Genomic DNA, 12207 nt, shown 5'->3' on the forward strand with positions numbered 1-12207 from the left:
CGTCACCTCCTGGGAACTCGGATCCGGACTTACTTCGCGCCGAGACCGGCGTCGCTGACGGAGCGCTCACCCGCGGCCACGAGGACCTTGTTCAGGAGAGTGAGGTCGTAGATGCCATCCAGCTTCGGGTTCTCCAGCAGGCCCGCCTTGACCGCGTGCTGCGCCTCGGTGTTGAGGGTGGCGGCCAGCGGGTCGTCGGTGATCTGGATGGACTTCCAGGCCGGGTCCAGGACGTCGGCCGGCAGCTCCTTGCCGGAGTCGGCGCCCAGCTGCTTGTTCGCGGCGGCCTTCGCCTCGTCCGGGTTGGCGTTGATCCACTTGTTGGTCTCGACCGACGCCTTCAGCACCGCCTCGACGGCCTTCGGGTGCGCCTTGAGGAACTTCTGGGACACGATGATGTTCGTGATCACGAACTTCTTGTCCGGCCACAGCGAGGCCTCGTCCAGCAGCACCTTGCCGCCCGCGGCGACCAGCTTGGACGCGGTCGGCTCCGGCACCCAGGCGCCGTCGATGGACCCGGACTTGTAGGCGTCCGGGGTCACCTTGTTGTCCGTGCGGACGACGGAGACGTCACCCTTGCCGCTCTGCGGGTCGACCTTCCAGCCCTGCTCAGCCACCCAGTTGAGGAACGCCACGTCCTGCGTGTTGCCCAGCTGAGGCGTGGCGATCTTCTTGCCCTTGACGTCCTTCAGGGACTTGATCTTCTTCGGGTTGACGACCAGCTTCACACCGCCGGACGCGGAACCGCCGATGATGCGCAGGTTCTTGCCGTCGGACTTGGTGTAGCCGTTGATCGACGGGGACGGGCCGATCCAGCCGATGTCGATGGAGCCCGAGTTGAGCGCCTCGATCTCGGAGGGACCCGCGTTGAAGACCTGGTACTTGGCCTCGGTCGCGCCCAGCTCCTTCTGGAAGAAGCCCTTCTGGTTGGCGACCAGCGCCGTGGCGTGCGTCAGATTGCCGAAGTAGCCGATCTTGACGGAGTCGAGTCCGTCGATCTTCTTGGCCCCGGCGGCCACCTTGGTGGTGTTGTCCTTGTCGGCCTTGGAGCCGTAGCTGCAGGCGGCGAGCGTGAGGAGCGGGAGTGCGACGGCCACGGCTATGCCGCGGCGAAGGAACGTCGAGCGGTTGGCAGGCACGGGAGGCTTTCCTCTCGTTGGCCCGGCGGTCACGGTCTCTCAGGTCGTGGCCGGGAGATCGGCAGGTCTTCGTTTACGCAGGCGGTGGGGGGTGAGGGCGCGCAAGCGGTGCGCGTACGTCAACGCACACATCGCGCCACTCCGCCCTGCCCGCTGCCGAGGGCACCGCTGCCGACGCGGCCGCCCTCCTTCGCGAACGTGGAGTAGACGTCGTACGGGTTCATGTCAGAAGTCCCACCCGTCGTCCTCGGCCTCGTCCTTGACCGGCTCCGGGGACGCGAACGACTCGCCGACCATGCCCGCGGTGAGCGTGGTGCCGTCGCTCGGGTCGATCAGGATGAACGAGCCCGTGCGCCGCGAGTCGGCGTAGGAGTCGACCGGCAGCGGCTCGGCGGTACGGATCTTCACGCGGCCGATGTCGTTGGCGACGAGCCGGCCCGGGTGCGGGTGCAGGGACAGGTCGTCGAGCGTGAGCCGGGACGGGATGTCCTTGACGATCGCCTTGACCGTGCGGGTGCCGTGCTTGAGCAGCACCCGGTGCCCGACGGTGAGCGGCTGGTCGGCGACGTGGCAGACGGTCGCCTCCACGTCCTGCGTGGTGGCCGGGGCGTCCTTCGTCGGCACGATCAGGTCGCCGCGCGAGACGTCGATGTCGTCCGCGAGCAGCACCGTCACCGACTGCGTCGTCCAGGCCACGTCGACCGGCTCGCCGAGCAGGTCGATGCCGGAGATCCGCGTCGTCCGGCCGGACGGCAGAACGGTGACCTCCTCGCCGACCCGGAAGCTGCCGGCCGCGATCTGGCCGGCGTACCCCCGGTAGTCGGGGTGCTCGGCGGTCTGCGGCCGGATCACGTACTGCACGGGCAGCCGGGCGTGGCAGTGCGCCAGGTCGTGGCTGACCGGGACGGTCTCCAGGTGCTCCAGGACGGTCGGGCCGCCGTACCAGTCCATGGTCGCGGACGGCTCCACCACGTTGTCGCCGGCGAGCGCCGAGATCGGGATCGCGGTGACCTCGGGGACGCCCAGCTCGGTCGCGTACGCCGTGAACTCCTCGGCGATCGCGGCGAACACGGACTCCTGGTAGTCGACGAGGTCCATCTTGTTCACGGCGAGGACCACGTGCGGCACGCGCAGCAGCGCGGCGATCGCCGCGTGCCGGCGGGTCTGCTCGACCACGCCGTTGCGGGCGTCGACCAGGATCACCGTCAGCTCGGCCGTGGAGGCGCCGGTGACCATGTTGCGGGTGTACTGCACATGGCCGGGCGTGTCGGCGAGGATGAACCGGCGCCTGGGCGTGGCGAAGTAGCGGTAGGCCACGTCGATGGTGATGCCCTGCTCGCGCTCGGCGCGCAGGCCGTCGGTGAGCAGCGCGAGGTCCGGGCCGTCCTGGCCGCGGCTCGCGGACGCCCGCTCCACGGCCTCCAGCTGGTCGGCGAGGACCGACTTGGAGTCGTGCAGCAGCCGTCCGACGAGCGTGGACTTGCCGTCGTCGACGGAGCCGGCGGTGGCGAACCGCAGCAGGGTGGTGGCCGAGAGCGCCTCGGTCGTGGTCGTGCTCATGCTTAGAAGTACCCCTCGCGCTTGCGGTCTTCCATCGCGGCCTCGGAGAGCTTGTCGTCGGCGCGGGTCGCGCCGCGCTCGGTGAGCCGGGAGGCGGCGATCTCGGCGATGACGGCGTCCAGCGTGGTCGCGTCGGAGTCGACGGCGCCGGTGCAGGACATGTCACCCACGGTCCGGTAGCGGACGAGCCGCTTCTCCACGGTCTCGCCGTCCTTCGGCCCGCCCCACTCGCCGGCCGTCAGCCACATCCCGCTGCGCTTGAACACCTCGCGCTCGTGCGCGAAGTAGATCTCCGGCAGCTCGATGCCCTCGCGGTCGATGTACTGCCAGACGTCCAGCTCGGTCCAGTTGGACAGCGGGAAGACACGGACGTGCTCGCCCGGGGCGTGCCGGCCGTTGTACAGGTTCCACAGCTCGGGCCGCTGCCGGCGCGGGTCCCACTGGGAGAACTCGTCGCGCAGCGAGAACACCCGCTCCTTGGCGCGGGCCTTCTCCTCGTCCCGGCGGCCGCCGCCGAAGACCGCGTCGAACTTCTCGCTCTGGATCTTCTCCGTCAGCGGAAGCGTCTGCAGCGGGTTACGGGTGCCGTCGGGACGCTCCTTGAGCACACCCCGGTCGATGTAGTCCTGTACGGAGGCCACATGGAGGCGCAGCCCATGGGCGGCGACCACACGGTCCCGGTACTCCAGCACCTCGGGGAAGTTGTGTCCGGTGTCCACATGCAGCAGCGAGAACGGGATCGCGGCCGGCGCGAACGCCTTCAGCGCGAGATGCAGCATGACGATGGAGTCCTTGCCGCCGGAGAACAGGATCACCGGGTTCTCGAACTCGCCCGCCACCTCGCGGAAGATGTGCACCGCCTCGGACTCGAGCGCGTCCAGGTGCGAGAGGGCGTACGGGGTGCCCGTACCCTCCTCGGTCGTCGCCACGGTCGTCATGCCAGTCCCTTCTCGCTGAGCAGGGCGTACACGGACGCCGCGGACTCCTGCACGCTCTGGTGCTGCGACTCGATCCGCAGGTCGGGCGTCTCGGGCTCCTCGTAGGGGTCGTCGACCCCCGTGAGCCCGGTCAGCTCGCCCGCGGCCTGCTTGGCGTACAGCCCCTTCACGTCCCGCACCGAGCACACCTCGACCGGGGTCGCCACGTGGATCTCCAGGTACGGCGTGGCGTTCTCGTCGTGCCGCTTGCGCACCGCCTCACGGCTGTCCGCGTACGGGGCGATCACCGGAACCAGCGCCTTGACGCCGTTGCGGGCCAGCAGCTCGGCGACGAAGCCGATGCGCTGCACGTTGGTGTGCCGGTCCTCGCGGGAGAAACCGAGGCCCGCCGAGATGAACTCGCGGATCTCGTCGCCGTCGAGCACCTCGACGCGGTGCCCCTCGCCGCGCAGCCGGGCGGCCAGCTCGTACGCGATGGTGGTCTTGCCGGCACTCGGCAGACCCGTGAGCCAGACGGTGGCTCCGGTGGTCACTTGGTTCTCCTGGTTCGTCGAAAGCACGCTCGTCATCCGTGCAGCCCGCATTCGGTCTTGGCCCGCCCGGCCCAGCGGCCGGCGCGCGCGTCCTCGCCCTCCAGGACCCGCCGGGTGCACGGGGCGCAGCCGATGGAGGCGTAGCCGTCCATCAGCAACGGGTTGGTCAGGACGCCGTGTTCGGCGACGTAGGCGTCCACGTCGTCCTGGGTCCAGCGGGCGATCGGGGAGATCTTGACCTTCTGCCGCTTCTCGTCCCAGCCGACCACCGGGGTGTTCGCCCGGGTCGGGGACTCGTCGCGGCGCAGGCCGGTCGCCCACGCCTGGTAGCCCTTCAGGCCCTCTTCCAGCGGCTGGACCTTGCGCAGCTTGCAGCACAGGTCGGGGTCGCGGTCGTGCAGCTTCGGGCCGTACTCCGCGTCCTGCTCGGCGACCGTCTGCCTCGGCGTGAGGGTGATGACGTTGACGTCCATCACGGCCTCGACGGCGTCCCGGGTGCCGATGGTCTCCGGGAAGTGGTAGCCGGTGTCGAGGAAGACGACGTCCACGCCCTTCAGCACGCGGGAGGCGAGATGGGCGACCACCGCGTCCTCCATGGAGGAGGTGACGCAGAACCGCTTGCCGAAGGTGTCCACCGCCCACTGGAGGATCTCCAGGGCGGAGGCGTCCTCCAGATCACGGCCCGCCTGCTCGGCGAGCCGCCTCAACCCTTCGCTCGTACGCTCTTCCTGAGCCGTCGTCATCTGCGCTCATCCCCTCCGTTGTCGGCACGCTGCAGCCCCTGGGCGAGCAGCCCGAGGAACTTCAGCTGGAAAGCGCGGTTGCAGGCCCCGCATTCCCAGGCGCCATGACCCTGCTCGCTCGGACGCAGGTCCTCGTCGCCGCAGTAGGGGCAGTAGAACGGCGCCGCACGCTCGCTCACGACAGCGCCTCCTCGGAAGCGCGCGCCGCCCACGTGGCGAACCGCTCGCCGTCCTCGCGCTCGGCCTGGAAGCGCTTGAGCACCCGCTCGATGTAGTCGGGCAGCTCGTCCGAGGTGACCTTCAGGCCGCGGACCTTGCGGCCGAAGCCCGGCTCCAGGCCCAGCGCGCCGCCGAGGTGCACCTGGTAGCCCTCGACCTGCTCGCCCTGGTCGTTGATGACCAGCTGGCCCTTGAGACCGATGTCCGCGACCTGGATACGGGCGCAGGCGTTGGGGCAGCCGTTGAGGTTGATGGTGAGCGGCTCGTCGAAGTCCGGCAGACGGCGCTCCAGTTCGTCGATCAGCTGCGCACCACGCTGCTTGGTCTCGACGATGGCCAGCTTGCAGAACTCGATGCCGGTGCAGGCCATGGTGCCGCGCCGGAACGAGGACGGCCGGGCGGTGAGGTCCAGCGCCTCCAGGCCCTCGACGAGCGAGTCGACCTGACCCTCCTCGACATCGAGGACGATCATCTTCTGCTCGACGGTGGTACGCACCCGGCCCGAGCCATGGGCCTCGGCGAGGTCCGCGATCTTCGTGAGCGTGGCGCCGTCGACGCGGCCGACCCGCGGGGCGAACCCGACGTAGAACCGGCCGTCCTTCTGCCGGTGCACGCCGATGTGGTCGCGCCACTGCTGGACCGGCTGCTCTGGGGCGGGCCCGTCGATCAGCTTGCGGCCGCCCAGGTACTCGTCCTCCAGCACCTGCCGGAACTTCTCCGCGCCCCAGTCGGCGACGAGGAACTTCAGACGAGCCCGGTTGCGCAGCCGGCGGTAACCGTAGTCACGGAAGATCGAGATGACGCCCTCGTAGACGTCCGGGACCTCGTCGATGGGCACCCACGCGCCGAGCCGCACACCGAGCTTGGGGTTGGTGGACAGGCCGCCGCCGACCCACACGTCGAAGCCCGGTCCGTGCTCGGGGTGGCGTACGCCGACGAACGCGACGTCGTTGATCTCGTGCACCACGTCCAGCAGCGGCGAACCCGAGATGGCCGTCTTGAACTTGCGGGGGAGGTTCGAGTACGCCTTGTTGTTCAGGACGCGCCGCTTCATCTCCTCCAGCGCGGGGGTGGCGTCGATGATCTCGTCCTCGGCGATGCCCGCGACCGGCGAGCCGATCATCACGCGCGGCGTGTCGCCGCAGGCGGTGACGGTCGACAGGCCCACGCCCTCAAGGCGCTCCCAGATCGCGGGGACGTCCTCGATCCGGATCCAGTGGTACTGGACGTTCTGCCGGTCGGTGATGTCCGCGGTGCCCCGCGCGAACTCCTGCGAGATCTCACCGATCACCCGCAGCTGCCGCGTGGTCAGCGCGCCGCCGTCGATGCGGACCCGCAGCATGAAGTACTCGTCGTCCAGCTCCTCCGGCTCCAGGATCGCCGTCTTGCCGCCGTCGATCCCGGGCTTGCGCTGGGTGTAGAGCCCCCACCAGCGCATACGGCCGCGCAGGTCGTTCGGGTCGATCGAGTCGAACCCGCGCTTGGAGTAGATCGTCTCAATGCGTGTCCGCACGTTGAGACCGTCGTCGTCCTTCTTGAACTGTTCGTTGCCGTTGAGCGGGGTGAGGTGACCCACGGCCCACTGACCCTCACCGCGGTGACGGCTCACCTTGCGACGGGGCGCGGAGGCGGCAGGGTTCTGTGGGGTGGCGGCCATGGTTCTACGTCCTTCGGGACATCGGGACAGGTGAAAAGCGGCTCTGACCTGCGCACATGAGCGCATGCGGGCATGAGTGCGCGTCATTGCGCGGCAGGAGGCGAAGTGCTGGGAGAACGGCGGTGCTGGGGAGGTCAGCTCGCCGGACAGATGGCGCTGGACATGCGGCCGAGGTCGACGTGCCGCCGACTCACCAAGGCAATTCCAGTTCCAGACATGACGGAAGCGTGTCACGCGGATCTCTGGCCAGTCCACTGTTATCCGTATACTGGACGGCCATGTCTCGCATTCCGAGACGCTGTGACGTGGGTCTCGTAGGGAGTGTCAGAACCGCCCCGCGGCCTGTGTCCGAACCGGGGACACCCCGACCACCCCGCCCCTATCCTGCCGGTCCAGGGAGTGAGACGGCGAGCGGGGGAGCGGCCGTGGGGGACCAGGTGCGGCAGTGGCTGCCGGCGGTGGGCGCCTTCGTCCTGGGGGTCCTGGTCCTCAAACTCAAGGACTGGCTCAAACGCCTGGTGGACAAGGTGGGCGCCGCACTCTACCGCCGCCTGGCCGGCAGTGCCCTGCTCCGCCGCACGGCACTGCGCCGCTACACGGTCAAGATGTATGAACGGCACCGCACCTTCTCCGTCTCCTTCCGGCCCGACGAGAACCAGGCCATGAAGATGGAGTCCGTCTACGTCCCGCTGCGCACCGCCACCGGGTCAGGGACCGAACAGCGGGAGGCCGCGGCCTCGCTGCACGAGTCCCGCCAGGCGGTGGTGCTCGGCGTACCCGGCGCGGGCAAGACGATGCTCCTGCGGCACACCGTGCTGGCCTGGGCGCGCGAGCGCTACCGCCCTGACCGGCCCCCGCGCCGCACCTGGTACGACCCGCGGCGCCGACACCGGGTCGACCTGGGCCCGCTGACCGACATCCCGGTGCTGCTCTCACTCCACTCCGTCGACCTGGACGCGGGCGACATCACCACGCACATCGTCGGCCACTTCGCCGACCACGACTTCCCGAACGCCCGCAGCTGGGTGGAGCGGGCCCTCACCGAAGGCCGTCTGGCGGTGTACTTCGACGGCCTGGACGAGGTCCCCACCGCCCAGCGGCCGAGGGTCGCCGCCGAGATCAGACGCTTCATGAAGGTGCACGACCGCTGCCGTGCGGTGGTCACCTGCCGGGTTGCCGTGTACCGGGGCGAGTTCGCGGAGGAGGCCGTCCCGGTCCTCGTGGTCGAGGAGTTCGACGACCGCCTCATCCAGCGCTTCCTGCACGGCTGGCCCTGGCCGCGGAACCTGGCGCCGGACACGGTCGAACAGCTGCTGGGCGCCCTGCGGGACACGCCCCAGCTGATGCCGCTGGCCCGCAACCCGCTGCTCCTGACGATGATCGCCCACCTCTACAGCTACGAGTACGCCGGCACCGACCAGGTCCTCCCGCACAACCGCGCCGACTTCTACAACGAGGTCACCGTCAGCCTGCTGCGCGACCGCGACCGCGACAAGGTGCGGCGCTTCCCGCCCACGCTGAAGCGGGCGGTCCTGCAACAGCTCGCGCTGGCCGCGCAGAGCGTCCCGTCGGACGCGTACGACCGGCTGGCGATGCCGTACGAGAAGGTACGGCGGGAGACCGGCACGGTCCTGGAACGCCTCGGGCGTCCCCTGGAGGAGACGGACGAGATCCTGGCGGAGATCGTCGACCGCAGCGGCCTCCTGCTGGCCATCGACAACGGCGAGCGCTACCAGTTCGCCCACCTGACCCTCCAGGAGTACCTCGCGGCGACGGCCCTCCAGGCCGACGTCCTGCTGGACCGGTACCGCGGGGACCCCCACGTCTGGCGCGAGGTCGTCCGCCTGTGGTGCGGGGCCGAACCCCGCGACGGCACACCGCTGGTCCGGGAGATCCTCGCCGTCGACCCCCTGCTGGCCTTCCAGTGCCTCGCCGACGCCCAGCTGATCGACGACGCCCTGGCGGACGAGATCATCGCCCACTTCCACGCCCTGCTGGGTGACAACTCGGCCGCCCTGGAGCAGGAGGCGGTGGTGGCGGCGTTCGGGGTGGTGGCGGCGCAGCGACGGGCGCGAGGCGCCGAGGTGTTCGAACTGCTGTGCGCGGCCGCTCGGGACACGGCGAACGACGCGCGGGCGCGCATGGCCGTACGGGCGCTGGCGGCGACGAACGTGCTGAAGGCGGCGCGCTTCCTGGCGGAGGGGCTGCCGGCGCTGCCGGGCGCGGAGGAGGCGCTGGTGGCGATGGGGGATCTGGCCGTGCCGGCGCTTGAGGGGGAGTGGGGCAGCGTGCCGGGGCCGGTGGCCCGGGTGCTGTGGCGGGTGCGCACGGAGAAGGCGACGCTCGCGCTGTTGAACGGCCTGGAGGCCTGCGACCCTCCCCATGACCGGGTCGTGGCCGCGTTCCTCGCCGACCTGCTGCGCGACCCCGGACTCGAAGAAGTGATCCGCGGCGCGCGCGCCCCGGTGCCGTACGGGGCTGCCTGTGACTGGGTGTGGAAACCCTTCGCGCGCCGTGGTGACGAGCAGATGACGAGGGCCGTCGGCACGCTGGCGCACTTTCTGTCCGGCCTCGCCCGCGACCCCCAGGCCACCCTGCCCGACGATGTCCGGCCCGACCTCCGGATTCTCGTCCCGCTCGCCCTCGTGGACCCGGACGCCGACTCACCCGTCCGGATCGAAGGCCCGGTCGACGGGTGGGTGGCTCAGCTGGACGACCCGGTGGAGTCGGTCCGGGAAGGCCGGCAGGCGGAGAGAGACGTCGTGCACGAGATGACGACGGCCGGTGCGCTGCCTCGCTGGCGAGGGTGGCTGATCGGCCGCATGCCGCCCGAGGCGGCCCGGCAGACCCTGGAGATCCTGCTGACCTCCGGCTGCGTCACGAAGGCGATCTGGGACCAGTGCGCGGACCGGCTGGCCGACCGCGACAGGTCGAGCCGGTGGGGGCTCATCGGGGCCGCGATCGTCGGGGTGGCAATGGTCTCCATTTCGATCGCCCCACTGCTCGGCTGGCATCGGTGGAAGCCGGCCGCCGACTGGGCCGCTCCGACGGTCGGCCTGACCCTGGCTTCGGCCCTGGCCGGCCTGATCCTGGCCACTGTGTCTTGGGTGGCCAGGGACGGCCGGATCGCACGGCGCGTCGAGCAGTGGGTGCTGCCCACGCTGGTGGTCAGCAGCACCCTCGCCACGCTCTTCGACCCTTCGGTGTCCCTCGCGAACTGGACCCCCAGGGCCGTGGTGGGTGTTCAGTTCGCGGCCATGGGCTTCGTCGTGCTCAAGGACCTCCGAAGCGCGCGCACGACCATCCACTGGGAGCTGGAGCGCTTCGTCCGCGCCCTGGACACCGCCTACGCCCCCGGCCAGGGTCCCGGCGTGGCGACATCCGGCTCAAGCTCCACCTTGGTGTCGAACAGCGTGAACCCCCGCCGCAGGTAGTTGTCCATCGCGAACTCGCCGTCCTTGCTGCACGTGTGCAGCCACACCCGCTTGGTCGGCGTCCGCTCCGGCCACCGCTCGGCCAGGTCCCAGGCGCGCGCGGTGCCGTACGACAGCAGGTGACCGCCGATACGGCGGCCCCGGAAGGCCGGGATCAGACCGAAGTAGACGATCTCGACCACGCCCTCGTCCTGCGCCTCCAGCTCGACGTACCCGGCGGGAGTGCCCCGGTCGTACGCCACCCACGTCTCCACACCCGGCCGGTCCAGGTACTCCTGCCACCGCGCGTAGCTCCAGCCGAGCCGGTCCGTCCAGCCGATGTCGCCGCCGACCGAGGCGTACAGGAAGCGGCTGAACTCGGGGGAGGGGACCTCGGCGCGCACGATCCGCACGGCGTCGCCCTCGGGCGCGGCGGCCGGCAGAAGATCGGCCGGGGAGGTCTGCTCCAGGGACCAGGTGGTGACAGGGACGCTGCTCATGCGGGCCAGGGAATCATCCCGCCCGCCGGTCTGTCGATCCGCCGGGTCACGCGGGCGGGCGCCCGGCGACCGCCGGGCTCACCCCAGCGACCGGTCGAGCGCCGCCAGGGGGACCGAGAACAGCATCCGGTCCGACAGCGACCACACCTCGCCCGTCTCCTGCCAGTAGGAGAGGGAGCCGGTGGATTCCGCCCAGCAGTGGTGGGTGGAGTCCGAGCCGCAGTGCGCGGCCTTCGCGCCGTCGGTGTCCTGCCGCCACAGCCGGCCGTGGCCGTCCAGCGATCCGGGCAGCTGTCCCACGTACCAGGACGCGTGCGAAGCCCCGGCCTCGCGGTACGACAGCACACCCCGGATGCCGCTCGCCCGCGTCCGGTACGCCTCGACCGGCTCCGCCAGCCCGGCGGCGTCGGTGGCCAGCGGCCCGCCGCGCGCCGGGTCGCCGCTGAGCGCGTACCGCCACAGCCGGGACCCGCGGTCGGTGCCGGGGGCGGTCCACTCGGCGGCGACGAGGCCGGCGGGTGCGGTCGTACGGTCCAGGGAGAGCGTCCCGGGGCAGGGGCGCGCGCCGGATGCGGCGCAGTGGCCGGCGGGCAGACGGTAGGAGCCTACGGCGGGCATCACATAGCCGTAGCCGTCGGCGGACCAGCCGCCGGGCACCCGGCCGATCGCGGGGCCGTCCACCGTGGTGCGCTGGATGCGGTCGAGGTCGTAGACGTAGAGCGCGTCGGCGCTGCCGGCCCTGGTGGTGACCAGCAGCTTGTCCTGGTACCAGGCCATGCCGGAGACACCGGAGGCGAGGCCGCGGTAGTCGCGGCCGCCGTCGACGGGCACCACCAGGAGGACCCAGCGGTAGGCGGGCCGGCCGGGGCCGTCCACGTCGACGAAGGCGACCTTGGCGAGGCCCCGCTCGGTGGCGGGGCCGGTGGTGGTGCTGTGCGTCCAGCCGGCCAGGATCACCCGGTGGGTGCCCCAGACGCCGTCGTCGTCGGCGTCCCCGGAGGTCGTCACCGAGGCGGGCCGCCAGGCGGGGCTCGCGGTGTCGGCCCGGTCCCAGCAGTAGGCGCGGGTGGCGGCGGGCGTGGAGGGGAGGGACTCACGGTCCCCGGAGCCGCAGTCGGCGGCCTCGCGCATCGTGCGGTCGGCGCTGCGCAGCACGGTGTCCACGCCGACCGGGCGGCCCATGGACGCGGCGAGCCGGTTCAGCGTCCGCGCAGGCACCGGGTGCTCCCGGAGGCGCAGCGGGCCGGTGTCCGCCGGGGAGGTCAGGGGCTTGAGCGCGCCGGGGTTCCCGCCCCCGGTGGCCTGGGAGGCGCTGATCAGCGTGGCCGCCGCGGTGAGCGCCAGCGCGGTTCCGGCCAGGAACGCACGCAGCGCCGCGCCCCGCCTGCGCCGGCGGTGTCTGCCGCGATGCTTCATGTCTCCTCCCGAGGCTGGCCAACTGCGCCTGGTGATCCGTGGGTTGACCGAGAAGCAGGTGGGAAGGCCCGTCAGAGGATGCTACGGCA

Annotated in this window: 11 protein-coding genes; 1 reads left to right on the plus strand and 10 read right to left on the minus strand. The window is 71.0% G+C overall.

The genetic code is table 11. The annotated features are described in order from the left end of the window. Nucleotides 1-29: 29 nt before the first annotated feature. From ABZ865_RS01160 to ABZ865_RS01195, 8 genes are all read right to left on the minus strand, one after another. Entirely contained in the window at nt 30-1139 is a 1110-nt protein-coding gene (locus ABZ865_RS01160; protein ID WP_361222178.1) for an aliphatic sulfonate ABC transporter substrate-binding protein, read from the minus strand. Between the two features lie 225 nt (nt 1140-1364). After that, nucleotides 1365-2699: a GTP-binding protein gene (locus tag ABZ865_RS01165; protein ID WP_361222180.1), complete on the minus strand. Its 1335-nt coding sequence runs from the start codon at nt 2697-2699 to the stop codon at nt 1365-1367. 2 nt (nt 2700-2701) lie between these two features. After that, on the minus strand, nt 2702-3637 hold the full coding sequence (gene cysD, locus ABZ865_RS01170) for a sulfate adenylyltransferase subunit CysD (protein WP_361222182.1): 936 nt from the start codon (nt 3635-3637) through the stop codon (nt 2702-2704). After that, nucleotides 3634-4206: an adenylyl-sulfate kinase gene (gene cysC, locus ABZ865_RS01175; protein WP_361222184.1), complete on the minus strand. Its 573-nt coding sequence runs from the start codon at nt 4204-4206 to the stop codon at nt 3634-3636. The genes cysD and cysC overlap by 4 nt, the downstream gene beginning before the upstream one ends. Continuing rightward, nucleotides 4203-4913: a phosphoadenylyl-sulfate reductase gene (locus ABZ865_RS01180; RefSeq protein ID WP_361222187.1), complete on the minus strand. Its 711-nt coding sequence runs from the start codon at nt 4911-4913 to the stop codon at nt 4203-4205. The genes cysC and ABZ865_RS01180 overlap by 4 nt, the downstream gene beginning before the upstream one ends. After that, a complete protein-coding gene (locus ABZ865_RS01185; RefSeq protein ID WP_100828898.1) occupies nt 4910-5092 on the minus strand; it encodes a hypothetical protein in 183 nt (60 codons plus the stop codon). Before ABZ865_RS01185 ends, ABZ865_RS01180 begins: the two co-directional genes overlap by 4 nt. Continuing rightward, on the minus strand, nt 5089-6789 hold the full coding sequence (locus ABZ865_RS01190; protein WP_361222189.1) for a nitrite/sulfite reductase: 1701 nt from the start codon (nt 6787-6789) through the stop codon (nt 5089-5091). The genes ABZ865_RS01185 and ABZ865_RS01190 overlap by 4 nt, the downstream gene beginning before the upstream one ends. Nucleotides 6790-6923: 134 nt before the next feature. Further along, the gene (locus ABZ865_RS01195; protein WP_309486338.1) at nt 6924-7007 is read right to left on the minus strand and encodes a putative leader peptide; all 84 of its coding nucleotides are present in this window, start codon (nt 7005-7007) and stop codon (nt 6924-6926) included. A 207-nt stretch (nt 7008-7214) separates the two neighbouring features. Between ABZ865_RS01195 and ABZ865_RS01200 the strand changes: the two genes are divergently transcribed. Continuing rightward, nucleotides 7215-10223 (plus strand): NACHT domain-containing protein, encoded by a 3009-nt coding sequence (locus tag ABZ865_RS01200; RefSeq protein ID WP_361222191.1) that lies wholly within the window; start codon nt 7215-7217, stop codon nt 10221-10223. Here the strand turns inward: ABZ865_RS01200 and ABZ865_RS01205 are convergent. After that, the gene (locus ABZ865_RS01205; RefSeq protein ID WP_361222193.1) at nt 10136-10702 is read right to left on the minus strand and encodes a GNAT family N-acetyltransferase; all 567 of its coding nucleotides are present in this window, start codon (nt 10700-10702) and stop codon (nt 10136-10138) included. The two genes, ABZ865_RS01200 and ABZ865_RS01205, sit on opposite strands and share 88 nt — an antisense overlap. Nucleotides 10703-10780: 78 nt before the next feature. Next, nucleotides 10781-12118 carry a hypothetical protein gene (locus ABZ865_RS01210; protein ID WP_361222195.1) on the minus strand — a complete coding sequence of 446 codons (1338 nt, stop codon included), beginning with the start codon at nt 12116-12118 and terminating at the stop codon, nt 10781-10783. Nucleotides 12119-12207: the final 89 nt, after the last annotated feature.

The sequence above is a fragment of the Streptomyces sp. NPDC047085 genome (assembly GCF_040643735.1).
Classification (GTDB): domain Bacteria; phylum Actinomycetota; class Actinomycetes; order Streptomycetales; family Streptomycetaceae; genus Streptomyces.